Consider the following 18,698-nt stretch of genomic DNA (forward strand, 5'->3'; position numbering starts at 1 on the left):
TGGCCAAGTGCGGCCAGCCTGAATAATCGAAATAAACTGTCTCGTCTATTTCCTTACATAGCTGCGAGTTTCTTAACCACAGGCGCGCCGATCTTTTCTTCAAACTCAGCGTACAGCGGCTGCATTGCTTCACGGAATGGCGCTAAGTCTGGGTAAGTAACGTTCACGCCTTCTTTCTCAAAGAATGAAATCAGATCAGCTTCTTGCTGTTTCACAGATGCAGTGTGTGCAGCACCCGCTTTAGCAACAGCTTTGCTTACGATCTCTTTTTCTTCTGCTGAAAGCTTTTGCCACGTCGGCTCAGAAATGATCACCATCTGGTCATTAACGATGTGGTTAGTCATCGCCAAGTTGCCTTGAACTTCATAGAACTTCATGGTTTTGATGGTAGGTAACGGATTCTCTTGACCATCAACAGCGTTAGTTTGCAGTGCTAGGTAAACTTCAGAGAAAGCCATCGGTGTTGGAGATGCACCTGACAGTTTTGCGTAGTTCAGATTTGGCTTAGCGTTTGGAACACGTAATTTAAGACCTTTAAAGTCTTCAATGTTATTTAGAGGGCGGTTAGAAGTGGTTTCACGCGTACCATTGTACCAAGTATCTAGCGCACGCCAGTTAAACTTAGTCAGCATTTCTTCACGAACACCTTGACCAAATTCCGAGTCGAACATACGACGCAGGTGATCGTAGTCGCGCGCAACATAAGGCAGTGTTACCGCTTCGGCACGTGGGATCCAAAGACCCATTCGACCAAACTCAGCGTAAGTGATATCCAAATCACCCATACTTAGTTGTTGAAGCATTGCTCGGTCATCGCCTAGCTGGGCACTTGGGTACAGTGCTAGCTTCAACTCGCCATTACTCATCTCTTCGATTGTGTCCGCTAGAAGCTTCGCTGACGTGTATTCGACAGAACCAACAGAAGCTTGCATACCCATTTTTAGCGTCGTTTCAGCATTAACTGTAGCAACGCAACCAAGAGCCAGCATAGCGATAGTAAGTTTGTTGATGGCTTTCATATTATTCCCTTTTATTCGATTTTTACCTTGTTTCACCAATTTCAAAAAAAACTTTTATTTTGTTTGAAAAAAATCTTCGTTATGGATTATTATTGCCGTGAAGATTATTTTCAAACCAACTTTTTGCAAAATGTGATCGCGGACAAAAATTCGCCAGAGTTATCAATTGGCAGACTGATTAGACGAATTGTGATGGATCGTTTTCTTCCCATCACTCCGCAATTCAACGCTTAATTTATGAGGCCCGTCGTGAGAACAAAAAACCCAAATATCAATGAGTTAAAGTCATCTTTGCTAGGTCAAACAGTGGTTTCTATCCAGCCTGTTGTTGGTAGTCCATTAGAAAAAACAGAATTTATCGTCGCGATGGCGCTGGCTGCAGAACAAGCAGGAGCGAAAGCCCTTCGTATCGAAGGTGTCGAAAATGTCGCCGCTGTGGCTGCAGCGGTCAGTGTACCAATTATTGGAATCGTGAAACGTGACTTGCAGGACAGTCCTGTTCGCATCACACCTTTTGCCCGCGATGTTGATAACCTTGCGAATGCGGGAGCCACGATCATTGCCTTTGATGCTACCGATCGCGTTCGTCCAGAAAGCCGCGAACACATTGCACAAGCGATTAAGAACTCTGGTTGCTTTGCGATGGCAGACAGTTCTTGTTTTGAAGATGGCGAATGGGCCAACTCACAAGGTGTTGAAATCATTGGTTCAACGCTATCTGGCTATGTTGGCGATGTAGAGCCTACAGAGCCAGATTTGCAATTGGTGAAACAGTTTTCCCAAGCGGGATTCTTTACAATGGCAGAAGGTCGCTACAACACACCAGAGCTAGCGGCTCAAGCGATAGAAGCCGGCGCAGTAGCGGTCACTGTTGGTTCAGCGATTACTCGCCTAGAAGTGGTCACCAACTGGTTTAATGCCGCAACGCAAGCGGTAGGGGAAAAGCAATGCACACACTAGCCATCGACATTGGCGGAACCAAGATAGCCATAGGCTTAGTCAAAAATGGTGAGCTCATCGAACGCGCTCAGATCCCGACGCCTAAAGCGCAAAGTGCAGCTCAGTTTGCCCAAGTCATACTGGCGCGCGCAGAGCAGTGGCTGCCAACAATAAACAATATCGGGGTGTCGACAACGGGCTTGGTCACCAAAGGCGGGATCTCAGCCATCAACCCAGATACCTTAGCTTTTCCAAGCCCTTTCCCACTTGCCCAAGCGCTGGAGTCACTGACCAATAAACCAGTCGCGATGCTCAACGACGCCCAAGCTGCGGCATGGTACGAGTTTATTAAACTTGATACAGCGGTGGAAAATATGGCGTTCATTACTGTCTCTACCGGGGTTGGTGGCGGTATTATCATTGATGGTAAATTACATAAAGGCGGCGCAGGCTTAGCGGGGCATGTCGGTCATATCTCTATTGATAGCCAAGGCCCGCAATGCGGTTGTGGCCAGATAGGGTGTGTGGAAGCGATCGCTTCTGGTACCGCGATTAAAAAAGCCAGCAATGCTGAGTTTAATCCACCCATTAGCAATATCGACCTTTTTGAGCGAGCGGACAACAACCCTATCGCCGAAGCGATCATCGCTCACAGTGCCCAAGCCATTGCTACACTATGCTGTAACTTAAAAGCGACGCTGGATCTGGATGTGATTGTTCTAGGTGGTGGTGTTGGACTCGCCAAAGGCTATTTAGAGCGTGTAAGACAAGCGATTCAAACGCGACCAAATGCGTTTCAAATCCCTGTAACTGAAGCAGTCGGCAACTACGATGCTTGTCTACTTGGCGCAGCCTATCAATTTAAGGAGTAAAGAATGGGACTCAAAGCCATCTCGGCCCCACGTATTTTTGACGGTAATCAAAACCATACTGATGCTGCATTAGTTTGGGATGAAGAACATATTCACACCATCATCCCGATATCTGAGTTGACCGATGATATTGAGCACCAACACTTTGCTGATGCACTTATCGCCCCTGGTTTTATCGATATTCAAGTTAATGGCGGCGGAGGGGTAATGTTTAATAATACCATTACCCCACAAGGTATCGACACCATCTGCTCTGCTCACCGTAAACACGGCACTGCCTATTTGCTACCGACTTTGATCAGCTCTACACCGGAAAACATTCAATTGGCACTCAATGCAACAGAGCAAGGGATGAGCGATCAGATTGCCGGTCTACTGGGTGTCCACCTTGAAGGGCCTTGGCTAAACAAGGATAAAAAAGGGGCCCACGATCCCAATTTGTTTTATGCGCCAAGCGTTGAAGACCTTAACCAGTTTACTTGGCCAAGTCAGGGGAAGGTTTTAGTTACCGCTGCAGTAGAGAACATCGAACCAAGTGCCTTGAACTGGATGAAAGCACAAAACTTCACCTTATCTTGTGGTCATAGCAACGCCAAAGCATCACAGTTAACCGAAGAAAAACTCAGCTATGTCGACGGGTTTACCCACCTATTTAATGCCATGTCACCCTTTGAAGGCAGAGAGCCTGGTGTGGTAGGAACAGCGCTAAATACCGATAGTGCTTGGTGTTCAATCATTACCGATAATATCCACGTTCATCCGCAAAGCTTCCTACTTGCCCACAAAGCCAAACCGCAAGGTAAAATGTTGATTGTCACTGATGCGATGGCGACAGTTGGTAGCGAAAAAGGTTATTTCGAGCTAGATGGCGAAGTGATCCGTGTTGTAGACAATAAGTTGGTCAACAGTAGAGGCAGCCTCGCTGGCGCGCATATTGGTATGGATGAGTCAGTCGCAAACGTCATTGAATGGGGGATTTCTGAGGACGAAGCGCTCAAGATGGCTTCAACCTACCCCGCACAAGCGCTGCAATGCGAAAAGCTTGGCGAACTAAAGAGTGGCTTCCGCGCCTCCGCGACCGTATTAGACCAAGATTACCGAAGTCAGGCGGTGCTCGTAGATGGCAAGCTGTACTAAAAAAGGAGGCCATCGCCTCCTTTTTTGTTTATCGAGCCAGCTTCGCCACCAGCAATACCGCGCCAAATACGCTAAGCGCCATACCAAGGTCTTGCATTACCCCGACAGCTGACAAGCCAAGACCAATCATCAAATAGTACATCAATCCAAACAGAGCACCTGCACTGCCAGCCTGAGCCTTGTACTTGATGAGTGCGCCGCTTAATAGATTGGGAATTCCCACTCCAAACGAGGCAACAATCACTAACATAGGAGCCAAGAACCATAAGCTTGATTGCAGTGCCCATACACCGAGCGCACCGACTAATGCCCCGCTGACCGCTAGCCTGACCAACAAACTAGATCGCCATTCACGCTGCAATAAACTCTTATTGATGATGCTACCGATAAAAGTGCCTAAGGCTAATACTGCGCCACTGTAACCAAATTGTTGGCTGGTTAGTCCCATAGTTTCAAACACAAACGGACCTTGAAGATAATAGCTGAACAACAAGATGTTAAAGCCAGCAACCATCACAGCATCGAGCCAAAGGCTCTTATCAAGTATCATCTGCTTAGCTAAAGCGACGATGTCAGGCTTGCTAATATGTTCCGCTTTGGTTTCAGGTAAACAGCAACAACATACTAGCAGTAACACTAAAGCCAATAACGACAAAGCAGTAAATACGCCTTGGTAGCCAGCGAGTTCAGACAACAAGCCGCCAGACATTAAGCCAAGCACTGGGCTAATCGAAATACCCATTCCCATGTAACCGAACACTTTGGCGAGTCCTGGCCCATCATAGCTATCACGCAGCATGGTTTGCGTCACCACAGAGCCCACAGCTGCACCAAAAGCACTCAACGCTCTAAATAACATCAAACATTCAAATTGATTGGCAAACAAAGCACCTATCGCCGCCAACCCATAGACGGTTAAACCAAGTAGCATCGCGCGCCTACGACCAAGATAGTCTGCCGCAATACCCCAAAAAACCACGCCAACCGCAAACGCAGTAAAATAAATGGATAATGTTTGGCCAGCCATACTACTGCTCACCTCAAACGCTTGGGCGATATGAGGCAATACCGGGCTGTAGATCGTTTCAATGATTTGCGGAAACATCATCAACGCCACCATGAGCCAAACAGAAGGGATTTTATTCATCTCTTACTCACTAAGTTTCTAAAAAGTGAGCGCAGTTTAATGAAGAGTGCTAAAGTCCAAATAACGACATTGGAACAATAAACTTCAAAATAGAGACAAATGGCACTAATTGATGAGTCAACTCGCTTCAATGCGGACGAGTTATGTAGCCCAGTTATTGGTATTGCAGTAAGAATTGGCAAGCATGATTCTGGCATGCACACCCACAACAAAGCTCAATTACTCTATGCGCCACAAGGGTGTATGAGCATTCAACTTAAAGGGAAGAAAAGTGTTTTACCACCCACGCGCGCAGCTTGGATTCCTGCGGGTGTTGAGCACTGCGCAACCATGAATAATGTCGTCGAGTATCGTTCACTCTATTTCTCGCCCGCTATCACGCCACCTATTGAGCAAATCAAAGTTGTAGAAGTGAACTCCTTACTGCAAGCGCTAATCGAGCGCATGGCTTTTTGGCCGTGGGATAAGCCAGAGCCAGAAATGCGCAATACGCTCGCCCTATTTATCGAAGAGCTCGAACAAGCGCCAGAGCAATCTCTCTCATTGCCACTTCCAACAGATCCAAGGCTTATAACGTGGATTAACTCACTCGGTCACCCCACCTCCGTTGCTCCCGCTCTCAACCAATTAGCCAATCAAGTAGGCGCAAGCAGCAAAACTATCAGCCGCATCTTTAACAAAGAAACCGGTATGCCCTACCAATCTTGGCGGCAACAATGGCGATTATTGAGATCGATTGAACTGTTATCACAAGGTCTGCAAGTCAATGACGTCGCCTATCAGCTAGAGTTTTCCAGCGACAGTGCATTCATTACCTTCTTCAAGCAGCAAACTGGGGCTACGCCTCTCCAATATTTGCACTCATCTGCTTGATTAAATTGGCCTTTGCTCCAACAATATCGATATCGAATCGGAGGTATCCATGTCTGACAAAATCTCAACCACTGCTTTAGCCAAACTACGTAGCCTAGAAGCAAAAGAACTCTTCAACGAGTTAAAAACCGCTGGTTACATTAATCGTGGTGAAGATGGCTGGGTGCTTACCGAACTAGGCAGTAAGTTTGGTGGCGAATACGTGAATCACACCAAGTTTGGTCAATTTATTGTCTGGCCTGAGAACCTGCTGATCGATACCGATGCCACCAGCGGTAAGACGCTAAGTGCGACTCAAATTGGCCAACGCTTCTCTTTAAACGCAAAGAAGATCAATCAACTACTTCAAGAACTCGGCTGGATAGAAAAAACCGACGATGGTTGGCATGTCACCGCCTCAGGGCTTACTGTTGGTGGTTATCAACGCGAAGACAAAGAGAGTGGTCAAAAATTCGCTGTTTGGCACGACTCTATTGCACGCAATAAGCGATTACGCCAATCTGTAGTCGAGTTCTCAGGGCAAGATGCCGAAGCACATGCTACCGACAAGTCACTCTCTAGCTTCAGGCAAAAATTTGAAGCGAAACACCGCACCTTAGACGGCCATTATGTTCGCTCCAAAGGTGAGCTCATCATCGACAATTGGCTGTATATGAATGGCGTCGTCCACGCATACGATAGACAACTTCCGATCGAACAAGATGTATTGAGCGATTTCTACCTACCAAGCGGGAAAGTCTATTTACAATATTGGGGCAGTGATACCGGAGAGGTACCTGAAACCGAGCGACAGGCCATTCGACAAATCTATGAGCAGCACAACTTCGCCTTAATTGAAGTTCTGCCAGAAGAAGTAGCCCAATTGGATGATGTGCTACCTGCGCGGCTAAAAGCATTTGGTATTAAGGCCTATTAAGTTGATACAAAAAAGCCCGCTTAGATCGCTCTAAGCGGGCTTTAAAATACTCTAAAATTACTTACTGTAGCGCGCGATAGCCGCTTCTTCCTTCGACACCACTGTTTTACCAATTGGTGCTAATGAAATGTACGCCAGTTTCAAATGCTGTAGCGCGAATGGAATACCGATGATGGTAATGAAACACGCCACTGCCGACATAATATGACCAATAGCAAGCCAAATACCAGCCAATAAGAACCAAACAATGTTACCTATCGTCCCAAGTGGACTGGTACCAATATCCATCTCTTTGGTTAACTCGTCACGGCTAATCACTTCTTGACCAAACGGGAAGAAAGAGAAATTACCGATAACGAAACATGCTCGTCCCCAAGGGATACCAATAATACTGATAAAGCAAATCAAACCAACTAGCCACCAAGCTAGCCCCATGATCACACCACCACACAAAAACCAAATTATATTACCGAGAACTCTAAGCACTCTATTTCTCCTATCAAAGTCTAACTGTAGACCGGCTTATAATGCTCTACAGTTGGGAATGGATCGTAAAAATGGTGTAAAAGAGCCTTCCATTCCTGATATTCAGCAGACTGCCTAAAGCCCTGCTCGTGATCTTCTAATGTTTCCCAGTTTACCAACAAAATGTAGCGGCTTGGGTTTTCAATACAGCGTTGTAGCTGATGCGACACATAGCCTTTCATACTTGAAATAATAGCCTGTGCCTTTGCAAAATTGTGTTCAAACTCTGTCTCAAGATTTGGCTTTACATCTAAGATTGCGACTTCCAGTATCATGATCTTTCCTTAACGTAAGATGAATATCACCTAATTTATTGCAAACCTTGCCACACTGCGGTTGCTCCACTAATAGAACAAAGCAGCAGAGCACCAATGCGAATCTTCTCTTTAGGTAATGTTTGTGTCGTGAGTCTTGCTAATTTATACCCCAACCAAGCTGCAGGAATCAAAGGCACAGTAATCCACACATGGTGCATAGTTAGGAAACCCGCTGGCATCTGAATGATCAAGGATATCATCGAACTAAAAACAAAGAATGCGGATAAGTTACCACGCAACTGATTCGCTTCTTGATGCTGCAACAGTAGCGCCATCGGCGGGCCGCCAATCCCTGAACTGGTACCAAAGAAACCAGAGAAAAATCCGGCTATCGTCATGCGCGCTGGCGTTGGTTCAATACGAAACGGTAGTAGGCTTACGATCACTGCAAACAGCACCAATGCGCCCAGCCATAGAGCTAGCAAGTCTGTTGAAACCATCACTAGCAGTACACCACCAGCAATCGAGCCAGGAACTCGGCCGATAAGCGCCATTTTCAGCCCGCCAATCTCAACACTATCACGATGCTTCATCGCATTAAGAATGGAGATAAACAACGCGACAAGACAAATCGGTGCTGGCACGTAGTCAGGTGAAATCAAAAACAATAACGGGGCAGCGACAATCGCTAAACCAAAGCCAATCGCAGTCTGTACAAAAGAGCCTAAGAAAATGAGTAAGGCCGCGATCAATGCTTCGGGAGTCATCCATTCAGCAAGCATATAAAGTATTTATTATCATAGAAAAAACTAAGCCCATCATAATCGAAATGAAAATGATGGGCTTACAAATTATTCAGTTTTCTTACGCAGTGGTAGGAGACAGAGTTCTTTCGATTGGTTTGTCGTTAATCGGCAAATGAATCAATGCTGCGGCAAAAGCAAGCACTACCGTTGACCACCAGATCGGATCGTATGAGCCGTAGTAATCATAAATACGACCTCCTGCCCAAGCACCCAAGAAGCTGCCAACTTGGTGAGTAAAGAACACCAAACCATACAAGGTCGATAGGTATTTCGCGCCGAAGATCTGACGAACTAAGCCTGATGTTAACGGCACTGTGCCGAGCCAGCAGAAACCAATCGCACCACCAAAGATAGCGGCGGTGTGCTCCGTAACTGGTAACGTTACAAAGGCACCAATCACAACTGTGCGCATTAGGTATAGGGCTGACATCACGTGGCGCTTACTGAATTTATCTCCCATCACGCCCCAGAAATAAGAGCCGAAAATATTAAAGATACCCACATAAGCTAACGCCATGGCCGCAGTCTGAGCCGACAAGTTTTTATCAGCTAAGTAACTTGGTAAGTGCGTTGCAATAAACATCACATGGAAGCCACACACAAAGAAACCCGCATGAATTAGCCAGTAACCTTTGTGGCTAAATGCCTCTTTTAACGCCTGCTTAAGCGTTTGTTGTGCTTCTTCTGTTTGCGCAGTGTTATCTGACGGCTTAGGCGAGCGCATAAACAGCGCAAAGGCAATCATGGTCGAACAAAGAATAGCAAAACCCTGCAGTGCACCCTGCCAACCAAACTCAGTCAACATAGTCTGTGCGCCTGGAATCATCGCAAACATACCAAACGAACCAGCAGCGGTCGTCAAACCGAATGCTTTTGCAGCATGTTCAGCAGGGACTACTTTCGCGACGGCACCAAGCACGATCACATAGCTTGTCGCACTTAGACCAAGGCCTACTAACACGCCTAGCGATAGGTACAACATGCTTGGCTCTACTGCGATAGATGTTAAATATAGACCTACCCCGTAAGCGATCGCGCCCATGATGATGATACGCTTAGCGCCAAATCGATCAGCAGCCATACCAACAAATGGTTGGAAGACACCAAACAATAGGTTTTGTAGGGCAATTGCAAAGCTAAAGAACTCACGGCCCGTTTGAAAATGGTCCGAAATCGGCATCATAAAAATGCCAAAAGACTGTCTGATACCTAGACAGGTAATTAATATGGCGATCCCTAGCCAGACAATGATTGGAAATCGAAAAATGCTCATCGCATAACCTTAGTGATGATGGTGGTGAGAATGGCCGTGTTCACCACCAGTCGTCTGGTGGCAGCCGCTATTGATCGCCTGTTGCGCTAACAACTCCAGTAATGTTGGAGAGTGATGAACAACAACAAGAGACAAGCCCAATAGCAGGGTCATTCTCATCAGCTGAGCGAAAAGTGATTGAGAAAACATGATTCTAAATCTCAGCATGGGTTTAAAAAGAGCGCGAAGTGTAGAGATCTCCGCACAATGACTCAAATGATCTTTAATCAATTAGGCTATGCGTTTTTTGCATACATCGGTTAGTGACTGTAATTCGAACCCTTCATCTAGCCAGCCCGTTACTCCACCAATCATTTTCTTAACGGGTCTACCTAATTTAGCTAACCGAATCGCCGCCTTTTCCGTGCCGTTGCAATGCGGTCCCGCACAATAGACGACAAACAAGGTGTCGTGAGGAAATTCAGCAAGTCGCTTTTCATTGAGCCTTGGGTGAGGAATATTGATCGCGCCTTGAATATGGCCTTGTTCATATAAGGTTTCACCGCGTACATCGACCAACACAAAGTTTTGCAAATCATTGGTTAACGCATGGTGCACATCCCAACAATCTGTCTCATATTTTAGTAGTGATTCAAAATGCGCCAGTGCTTCTTCACTGGTTGCCGCTGCCACTCTTGATACTGCACTTCCCATGTCATTTCTCCTTGTTTGCTTTCGACACCATCTATGATGCGGAGAAACTTCAAACAAAAGAACTGGCTTAAAAGACAAGGTTCGTTAATATTAAGCCAACATTTCCTCTCAAAAAAACCACTGTCGCCTATTCGGCCACAGTGGTTTGGTTCTCATGTTGGGTATGGGATCGATTATTGAGTCACACCAGCTATGACTGATGGATCACCTTCTACTATTGGCATATCTCCAATATCAGCACTTCCAGTGACACCTGTTGGCACGTCAACGGCAGGATCAGTTAACGTCAAGTCACCACATTGGCCGGATGCCAATTGCATCGTTTGCTCAATGTCGAGAGCCTTAACAGCATATTGGTTTGTACTACCAAGTAACACACCATCGGCTAACGAGAAAGCAGGGCGATATTGACCTGAACCGGAATCATTTGGTATGCCCCACAAGCTACCGTTACCGCCATAATTAATTAGGAAAGTTTGACCATCATAATCGCCTGCATTGCCGCTACGATCATTAGCATCAGTGTGCTGATAGACCAATTGCAGCGGCTTTTCAAAGCTGACAATATTATTCGAACTATCACGTACAGTAGACAACTGATTCCAAGTTTGAATACCCGTTTCCCACACGTAGAACTCCGTAACAATACTTGGATCATAGATATCATAACTATTACTTACAGAGCCCGTAATCATTGGTCCACTGCGTACTCCCCAGCTATGCGGTGTCGAATCTATATTGCTCTGAGTCAGAGAAGCTGCATAGCGAACTGGCTCACTGCTATTTGTACTGACCAACGTCAACGCATTACCACCAGAAGAAGAAAAGGTATAAGTGAATGGCCCAGAGGTTGTCTCAAATGGACTCCCTGCCCCACTGTAGTTAGTTAGGTCAGCCAGCTCCAACGTACCGATTGGACAGTTGTCATAACAAGTTAAAGTCACACTACCAGACTGAAGTAGCTCACCACTGCCCGTCTCACTACCATTAACAAAAGATTGCTCGTAATATGTCAACGCAGTTTGGCCTTGAAGGAATTTGACTTCCCCGCCCAGCTGTTCTGAGTACATGTACAATGAGTCAAACGCAGACAGCAATATCTGATCTGGTGTTTGCTCTGTGATCTCAGGACCATTTTCTCCCCACGATAGCTTGCCTGTTTTATAGAAACCGTCACTACCAACTGCATCATCCGCCACCGTTAAGTAATTCACTACCCACTGGTCATAATTGTTATCAGCGAAAATTGCATCGTCCCAGTAAGAGAAACGGATACCACGTGCATTCGCTAATGCTAATGTCTTGACCGTATTTTTAATTAAACGTCCAGGGGCATTCACGTAGGTATAGCTCGTCTCGACACCATTGTTGTCACGAACCACTGTATCACCACTCGTTAATGCACCTTCAGTTTCAGTCCAAACACCCCAGTAACCAATATGACCATAACTGTCATAGCTTCCATTCGCATCACTGTCATACTTGATAGGGAATCCGCTGTTAATTTGGACTTGCGCTCCTGTCGTTGAGTTAAATAAGTCATATTGATGAACGAAGCTATCAAAGCTTGTTCTGCTCAGACATTGTCCGCTGTTGACTCCTGATTTATAAGGTAGATCAGCAAAATCACCGCTCACACTCTGAACGAGAACGTGGGTGGAGTTATATGCGAGTGCAAATGAAGTTTGTCCGTCCCATGTACGATTCACCCCTGTTAACGCAACACCACTAGAACGATCGCTAGACATCAATACACTTGCGCTTTGTTCGTAAAAATCACTACCAAACGTCGCCGACTCATACATGGTAAATCCAATTGAGCCCGGAACTGAGTTAATGGTTTTCACTTCCCCGCCACCCAGTGAATTATTGGCTGTGAAGTTGTCAAAGAAATCAAAATTAAACTGGAACGCTCCAAACGGGTTGTCATCTGTCGCCCCTCCCGTTATTTCCGCTTTGAATTTAATCGCTTGTTCATCACTCCCAGTCCCCATTTCCGGTAACCAAAAGTTAACGTACAGTGGTGAAAAATCATCTTGCCTAGTTATGTTGGCAATTGCCGTCATGTAACTAGGCGTATTGGTCGCACCCGATGATTGCCCCGACGAACCGTCCTCTTCGTCGTCAAAACAAACCGACTCATCAGCTAAAACTGAATATGGTCCTTGATTGACAAATTCGACACTGTTGAACTGCTCGGTAAAACACAAAATGCTATTAACCAGTTCTATCGGTTCTAGTGCCGCATTCCATATATAAGTATTGGTTACCGCATTGCTGTAGTCTGTTCCTGCATCGTTATATGCAGCGTTTGCGCCCATCGGCAGAATGAGAGCGAGCGCAATGGAGATGTTATTCAGTTTCATTGGTCACAACCTCCAATTGTTGTGGTAGCACTAGCGAATCTGAAGAAGCCACAGCTGGTGTACGTCCCCCATCACCGCCACACGCAGAAAGCCCTATAATGAGTGCGATAACTAGCACTCCATTTGCAATCGTTTTAAACATGTCAATTCCCTTATAGCAAGCCAACTATTCACATAAAAAATAAAACACCCTTATAAAATATAGGTCTTTATATGACTAACCTATAAGTTTATTGATACATATTTTTAACTAGCACTTAATCATTACATTCAGTAATAAAATGTCTGTGTAAATGCATATCAAGAGGCTGCCATTTGGCTTGGAATGAAACACCCGCTAATATTAAGCCAAACTATCATTCACCAAGGATCGGAAAATGAACCGTGTCGCTATTCTCGCTCACTCGCATGTCACCTTATTTGAGATGTCTTGTGCGATAGAGCTGTTCGCCCTTCCTAGACCAGAGTTTGAAGATTGGTATGTGACCGATGTGATCAATATGGAAGATGAAGCTATTACCACGACTGGTGGCATTGTCATGTCGACTCAATACACCGGGAGCCTTGAAAGCTATGACACGCTGATTATTCCCGGTTGGCCAACGTGGGATTACCCAATCCCTGATATCATTAAACGCGAAGTGTCTAAGTTTGTTTCTGACGGTAAACGTGTGCTGACGTTATGTTCTGGGGCTTTCTTGCTGGCTAAGTTAGGTTCGCTTGATGGTAAAACGGCCACCACGCACTGGATGTATGAAAAAACCTTTCGCGAACAGTTTCCGACAATCCACTATCAATCTGATGTCCTATACGTTTTTGATGGCAGCATTGGTTGCTCTGCGGGTAGTGCATCTGCCTTAGATCTTGGCTTAGCCGTAATTCGTCAAGACTACGGATATGTGATTGCTAACCAAGTAGCGAAACGTTTAGTGGTATCTGCACATCGGCAAGGTGGACAAGCGCAGTTCGTCGAAACGCCAATATTAGAAGTACCGAACCAATTCTCTTATGCTTTAGATTGGGCAAACCAAAATTTGGACATGAATATCAATGTGGATGCGCTAGCGGCCAAAGCCAATATGTCGCGCCGCACCTTCGACCGAAAGTTTCGCGCTAGTTTTGATCTCTCACCAAAAGAGTGGCTGATTCAGCAGCGAATCGAACGTGCGAAAGGACTACTCGAAGTTGACAATCATTCTATCGAGCGACTTGCGAGCCTCGCTGGGTTTGAGAATGCAACTACGCTGCGCCACCACTTTAGACGCATGGTTGGGGTATCGCCAAACCAATATCGGCAGCAGTTCAAAACTCGTTAGCTCGTACACTTCTTGACCCAAATCAAGCGTATGGCGTTTATACCCTTTAGTGCGATGTATTAATGACAACGGCTTGTTAGGATGCCTGCAAACCTATACTGCAAGGCTTCTTCAATGCACCAGAACATGAACAAAGTGCTGCTTGATATCGCACTGAACTTAAGCTCGAATCTAACCAGTGAAACGCAATATCAACATCTGATTGATGGGATTGATCAGGTCTTTCCCTGTGACGCGAGCGCTTTGTTTATTTTTGATGAAGACGGATTCTTAACCCCTGTTGCCGTGAAAGGGCTATCAAGTAGTGTCCTTGGTCGACGTTTTTTCCCTAAAACGCACCCTCGCCTTGAAGCCATAATGCAAAGTAAGCAGCCGGTGCGTTTTGACGCCAACTGTGAATTGCCTGATCCGTTTAGTGGCGTCCTACTCAGTGAAGAAGCCGAATTGGATGTTCATGACTGTTTAGGTTGTAGCTTGCATGTCGATGGGCAGTTGGTTGGGATACTGACGCTCGATTCAATGACCGTCGGAGCCTTTGACGCCATTGAGTCCGTCACCATTGAAACCTTTGCTGCTCTTGCGGCGGCAACCCTGCGTAATATTGGCCAAATCAAAGCGCTGAAAGCACAAAACAAAAAGCAGAAGCATGTAACCGAAACACTTATTCAGCAAGCTCGCTCCAAAGAAGGTGAGATGGTTGGACTCAGCCCGCAGATTAACCAACTGCGCAATAACATCGCCACCGTTGCCCAGTCTGACTATGCGGTACTGATTACGGGCGAAACTGGCGTCGGTAAAGAGCTCGTCGCGCATAGTGTCCACGCGCAATCTCACCGCAATAACAAGCCTATGATTTACGTTAACTGCGCGGCGCTGCCTGAAGGACTGGCAGAGAGTGAATTGTTCGGTCACGTCAAAGGGGCGTTTACTGGTGCAAATAGCTCGCGAGCAGGCAAGTTTGAATTGGCCGATGGCGGCACCATCTTCTTAGACGAGCTGGGAGAGCTCCCACTCCTTTTGCAAGCTAAGTTACTGCGCGTGATTCAGCAAGGTGAGTTACAGAGAGTCGGCAGTGATAAACACCTATTGGTTAACGTACGCATCGTTGCTGCGACCAACCGTAATTTAGAAAAAGAGGTCGAAGAAGGGTCATTCCGCGCCGATCTGTATCATCGACTGAATGTGTTTCCTATTGCCGTGCCTCCACTGCGCAAGCGTGAAGGCGATATTCCGGTGTTAGCTGGTTACTTACTAGAAAAAGTTCGCAGTCAGTTCAATATTCCAAACCTGCACCTGCATCCTAAAGCGTTAGTTCAATTGGAGAACCAACGCTGGCCTGGCAACGTACGTGAACTGGAGCATACGCTTACTAGAGCTGCGCTTAGAGCGATTCAAGATAATCAGCAAATGATCAGAATAAACCACTTCAATGGCAACTTAGAGATCGCCGGCAATCGTTCTTCTCAACCACTATTGCCGAAAGAAAGTCACCCAATGCGAGACTTAGTTGAAACTTACCAACGCGAGCTCATCGTTCACGCCCTAGAAAAATCGAATGGAACTTGGTCACAAGCGGCCAGTTTTCTGCAAATGGATCGAGGTAATTTGTATCGTATGGGGAAAAAGTTGGGCGTTTCAAATTAACAAAGACAGGTAGCAAAAAGGCGCATTGCAGCGCCTTTCATCATATCCGTTACGTTACATCACCCAAGGCCAAAGTCGAAGTGCAATGATTGCAGCGGCGAAGCCTAGCATCGCAACAATTGTCAGTGCATCCTTCCATCCACTCTTAGATGTCGCATTCATTCCTTGATTGCTTTGTGGTGTGTAACTATCCGCGCTTAACGCATCACTCATAGTTAACCCTTTCTTATCAATCAAATTTTGACCAGATTATGCACCAAAGCGTGATCCAGATCTACATTTATAACAATCTTCCGATTAGTTTACTTTTAAGAAAATAACCATTCATCAAACGATGTGAATTTCACATCACACCTCTAGGGGTTGTAAAGATATCACCAATCGGTTGATTGGCACTGCAAACAAGGACTTATTGATTGAATAAAATACACTTCACAAGACCGATTCGACTAACAGTCTTATATTTCGTTGTCATTTTAACATGCCCTACGATGTGTTAAGTACATCCCCCAACTCTTAGAAACCAAAATAAAACCAAAATAATCAATAACTTATAAATTGGCACGCAAACTGCTCTAGTAGCCTCAAATAATACTAATGGGTCTATCCCACTAATAACTATTACTACTGGAGACGCGCAATGTTCTGTATTCAATGTGAACAGACAATTCAAACCCCAACCGTTAAAGGCTGCTCTTTTGCACAAGGTATGTGTGGTAAAACTTCTAAAGTTTCAGATCTACAAGATGTATTGGTTTACACGCTACAAGGCGTATCTTACTGGGCAGAACAAGCGAAGAAATTCGATATCATCGATGATCAAATCAACCAGTGGGCACCACGTGCATTCTTCTCGACATTGACCAACGTTAACTTCGATCCTGAGCGTATCCTTGAGCTATCTGCGCAAGCGGCACAATTTAAAGCACGCCTAAAAGAGCAAACCCTTGCTGCGGCAAAACTGGGGAATGTTGAACTAGAACAAGCACCAAGCGTCGCTGATTTTGAGCTTCCAGCAACAGCAGAGGCAATCTTAGCTTATGCTCCACAAGTTGCGGTAAACCGTGGCTACGAAACCATCAGTGAAGATGTGATTGGTTTGCGTCTACTTTGTCTTTACGGCCTAAAAGGTGCAGCAGCATATATGGAGCACGCTCGCGTTCTTGAACAAACGAATAATGATATTTTTGCTGAGTATCACCAAATCATGGCTTGGTTAGGTACCGATCCTGAAGACTTGAACGCACTGCTTGAGTGTTCAATGCAAATTGGCCTAATGAACTACATAGTGATGGAGATGCTTGATCACGGTGAAACTGCGACATTTGGTCACCCAGAGCCAACGGCGGTTAACGTCAAGACAGTCAAAGGCAAAGCAATCTTAGTGTCTGGCCATGACCTGCACGATCTAGAAAAAATCCTTCAACAAACAGAAGGCAAAGGCATCAACGTTTACACTAACGGTGAAATGCTACCTGCACACGGCTACCCAGAACTTAAGAAATACCCTCATCTAGTGGGTAACTACGGTAGCGCTTGGCAAAACCAGCAAAAAGAGTTCGCGAACTTCCCTGGCGCAATCGTGATGACGTCAAACTGTTTGCTTAACCCTAACGTAGGTCAATACGCCGACCGCCTGTTCACTCGCAGCATTGTGGGTTGGCCAGGTGTGGCACACATTGAAGGTGATGATTTCAGCCAAGTGATCGAATGTGCACTTGCACAAGACGGCTTCCAGCACGATGAAATTGAGCAAATGATCACGGTAGGCTTTGGTCGCAACGCACTCATGCAAGCAGCTCCTGCAGTGGTTGAACAAGTCAAAGCAGGCAACATCAAACACTTCTTCTTAGTGGGTGGTTGTGACGGTGACAAATCAGAGCGTAGCTACTACACCGACTTCACAGCACAAGCTCCAGAAGATAGCGTCATCCTAACACTGGCGTGTGGTAAATTCCGTTTCAACAAGAATCAATTTGGCGACATCAACGGTATTCCACGTCTTCTTGATGTTGGCCAATGTAACGATGCGTACTCAGCAATTCAGCTTGCACTCGCACTATCTAAAGAGTTCGACTGCGATATCAACGAACTACCGCTAACCTTGGTTCTATCTTGGTTCGAGCAAAAAGCGATCGTGATTCTACTGACTCTGTTTGCTCTAGGCGTAAAAGGCATTTACACCGGCCCAACGGCTCCTGCGTTCTTAACGGACAACCTAATCAAGGTTATTCAAGATAAGTTCGATATGCGCAGCATCGGCAGCGTAGAAGAAGACCTAAAAACTATCCTAGCGGCTTAATCCCTTCACTGCTCACGCCCAGTACTTAGAGTGTTTAGCTCTTGGTATTGGGCGCTTTTGTACGAGAGAAACGATGTTTATTGAATGGCAAAATAATCAACCAGCAAAAATGCGTTGCGTCGATAAATGGAACGAAACAGACGATACGGTTAGCATCAAACTTGAGGCGGCCGATGGCAGCCATCTTCACTTTAGTGGTTTCAAGCCAGGACAGTTTGTCTCACTCGGCTTCGAGTTGAATGGGAAAATGGAATACCGCGCTTATTCCCTCTCTTCAATGCCCGGCGATGATCATCTAAAACTTACGATTAAACGAGTTGAAGATGGTCTTGTATCGAATCACGTCATCGACCAATTTAGTATTGGCGATTCTGTTGATGTATTGGCACCAACAGGACCATTTAATAGTGTCGATTGCCCACCAAAGAAAAAGGTCGCTTTGCTTAGTGCGGGCTGTGGTATCACCCCCAGGGCGGGATCGCACTTTGTTAACAACTATGATCTAATAGGCTCAAATCCACAAATTGATATCGACTTTGAGCCTCATAGAACACCTTTCCGTTGTTGAAGATACGCGTTCATCCATCAACCAAAAGCATGATTTAATTGATAT

19 protein-coding genes and 1 pseudogene are annotated in these 18,698 nt (G+C 45.7%); 9 read left to right on the forward strand and 11 right to left on the reverse strand.

The annotated features are described in order from the left end of the window. Positions 1-53: 53 nt before the first annotated feature. The gene (locus ELS82_RS17490; protein ID WP_134836618.1) at positions 54-1,019 is read right to left on the reverse strand and encodes a sialic acid TRAP transporter substrate-binding protein SiaP; all 966 of its coding nucleotides are present in this window, start codon (positions 1,017-1,019) and stop codon (positions 54-56) included. 237 nt (positions 1,020-1,256) lie between these two features. Here ELS82_RS17490 and ELS82_RS17500 point away from each other — a divergent pair, with 237 nt between their 5' ends. The 3 genes from ELS82_RS17500 to nagA are packed head-to-tail and all read left to right on the forward strand — an operon-like array spanning position 1,257 to position 3,967. After that, entirely contained in the window at positions 1,257-1,979 is a 723-nt protein-coding gene (locus ELS82_RS17500) for a putative N-acetylmannosamine-6-phosphate 2-epimerase (RefSeq protein WP_134836620.1), read from the forward strand. Then, on the forward strand, positions 1,967-2,830 hold the full coding sequence (locus ELS82_RS17505; RefSeq protein WP_134836621.1) for an N-acetylmannosamine kinase: 864 nt from the start codon (positions 1,967-1,969) through the stop codon (positions 2,828-2,830). Before ELS82_RS17500 ends, ELS82_RS17505 begins: the two co-directional genes overlap by 13 nt. A gap of 3 nt (positions 2,831-2,833) precedes the next feature. Further along, a complete protein-coding gene (nagA, locus tag ELS82_RS17510) occupies positions 2,834-3,967 on the forward strand; it encodes an N-acetylglucosamine-6-phosphate deacetylase (protein WP_134836622.1) in 1,134 nt (377 codons plus the stop codon). 28 nt (positions 3,968-3,995) lie between these two features. On the opposite strand, the gene ELS82_RS17515 is transcribed toward nagA, so the two are convergent. After that, positions 3,996-5,114 (reverse strand): multidrug effflux MFS transporter, encoded by a 1,119-nt coding sequence (locus ELS82_RS17515; protein WP_134836623.1) that lies wholly within the window; start codon positions 5,112-5,114, stop codon positions 3,996-3,998. 99 nt (positions 5,115-5,213) lie between these two features. Here ELS82_RS17515 and ELS82_RS17520 point away from each other — a divergent pair, with 99 nt between their 5' ends. Continuing rightward, entirely contained in the window at positions 5,214-5,987 is a 774-nt protein-coding gene (locus ELS82_RS17520; RefSeq protein ID WP_134836624.1) for an AraC family transcriptional regulator, read from the forward strand. Between the two features lie 49 nt (positions 5,988-6,036). Continuing rightward, the gene (locus tag ELS82_RS17525) at positions 6,037-6,903 is read left to right on the forward strand and encodes a glycerol kinase (RefSeq protein WP_134836625.1); all 867 of its coding nucleotides are present in this window, start codon (positions 6,037-6,039) and stop codon (positions 6,901-6,903) included. A 57-nt stretch (positions 6,904-6,960) separates the two neighbouring features. Here ELS82_RS17525 and ELS82_RS17530 read toward each other — a convergent pair whose 3' ends face one another. The 8 genes from ELS82_RS17530 to ELS82_RS26355 all read right to left on the reverse strand — a co-directional run bounded on the left by ELS82_RS17530 (position 6,961) and on the right by ELS82_RS26355 (position 12,965). Continuing rightward, positions 6,961-7,389 carry a YccF domain-containing protein gene (locus tag ELS82_RS17530; RefSeq protein WP_134836626.1) on the reverse strand — a complete coding sequence of 143 codons (429 nt, stop codon included), beginning with the start codon at positions 7,387-7,389 and terminating at the stop codon, positions 6,961-6,963. Between the two features lie 20 nt (positions 7,390-7,409). Beyond that, a complete protein-coding gene (locus ELS82_RS17535; RefSeq protein WP_134836627.1) occupies positions 7,410-7,703 on the reverse strand; it encodes an antibiotic biosynthesis monooxygenase family protein in 294 nt (97 codons plus the stop codon). Positions 7,704-7,738: 35 nt separating this feature from the next. Beyond that, entirely contained in the window at positions 7,739-8,467 is a 729-nt protein-coding gene (locus tag ELS82_RS17540) for a sulfite exporter TauE/SafE family protein (protein ID WP_134836628.1), read from the reverse strand. An 82-nt stretch (positions 8,468-8,549) separates the two neighbouring features. Further along, a complete protein-coding gene (locus tag ELS82_RS17545; RefSeq protein ID WP_134836629.1) occupies positions 8,550-9,764 on the reverse strand; it encodes an MFS transporter in 1,215 nt (404 codons plus the stop codon). A 9-nt stretch (positions 9,765-9,773) separates the two neighbouring features. Then, complete coding sequence (locus tag ELS82_RS17550) at positions 9,774-9,953, reverse strand: hypothetical protein (protein WP_134836630.1); 180 nt, start codon at positions 9,951-9,953, stop codon at positions 9,774-9,776. An 81-nt stretch (positions 9,954-10,034) separates the two neighbouring features. Then, positions 10,035-10,457: a rhodanese-like domain-containing protein gene (locus ELS82_RS17555; protein WP_134836631.1), complete on the reverse strand. Its 423-nt coding sequence runs from the start codon at positions 10,455-10,457 to the stop codon at positions 10,035-10,037. A 173-nt stretch (positions 10,458-10,630) separates the two neighbouring features. Beyond that, the gene (locus ELS82_RS17560) at positions 10,631-12,823 is read right to left on the reverse strand and encodes a hypothetical protein (protein WP_134836632.1); all 2,193 of its coding nucleotides are present in this window, start codon (positions 12,821-12,823) and stop codon (positions 10,631-10,633) included. Further along, complete coding sequence (locus ELS82_RS26355) at positions 12,810-12,965, reverse strand: hypothetical protein (RefSeq protein ID WP_167489360.1); 156 nt, start codon at positions 12,963-12,965, stop codon at positions 12,810-12,812. The genes ELS82_RS17560 and ELS82_RS26355 overlap by 14 nt, the downstream gene beginning before the upstream one ends. A gap of 235 nt (positions 12,966-13,200) precedes the next feature. On the opposite strand from ELS82_RS26355, the gene ELS82_RS17565 reads away from it, so the two are divergent. Beyond that, positions 13,201-14,139 carry a helix-turn-helix domain-containing protein gene (locus tag ELS82_RS17565; protein WP_134836633.1) on the forward strand — a complete coding sequence of 313 codons (939 nt, stop codon included), beginning with the start codon at positions 13,201-13,203 and terminating at the stop codon, positions 14,137-14,139. 114 nt (positions 14,140-14,253) lie between these two features. After that, positions 14,254-15,783 (forward strand): nitric oxide reductase transcriptional regulator NorR, encoded by a 1,530-nt coding sequence (gene norR / locus ELS82_RS17570; RefSeq protein WP_134836634.1) that lies wholly within the window; start codon positions 14,254-14,256, stop codon positions 15,781-15,783. A 54-nt stretch (positions 15,784-15,837) separates the two neighbouring features. Here the strand turns inward: norR and ELS82_RS26360 are convergent, their stop codons facing one another. Then, the gene (locus ELS82_RS26360) at positions 15,838-15,996 is read right to left on the reverse strand and encodes a hypothetical protein (protein WP_167489362.1); all 159 of its coding nucleotides are present in this window, start codon (positions 15,994-15,996) and stop codon (positions 15,838-15,840) included. A gap of 427 nt (positions 15,997-16,423) precedes the next feature. Between ELS82_RS26360 and hcp the strand changes: the two genes are divergently transcribed. Both hcp and ELS82_RS17580 read left to right on the forward strand, forming a co-directional pair. Then, positions 16,424-18,085: a hydroxylamine reductase gene (gene hcp / locus ELS82_RS17575; protein WP_134836635.1), complete on the forward strand. Its 1,662-nt coding sequence runs from the start codon at positions 16,424-16,426 to the stop codon at positions 18,083-18,085. Between the two features lie 73 nt (positions 18,086-18,158). Continuing rightward, positions 18,159-18,554, forward strand: a pseudogene (locus ELS82_RS17580) (FAD-binding oxidoreductase); the annotation flags it as partial. Between the last annotated feature and the right edge of the window lie 144 nt (positions 18,555-18,698).

This window comes from Vibrio ouci, assembly GCF_004551525.1.
GTDB classification, from domain to species: domain Bacteria; phylum Pseudomonadota; class Gammaproteobacteria; order Enterobacterales; family Vibrionaceae; genus Vibrio; species Vibrio ouci.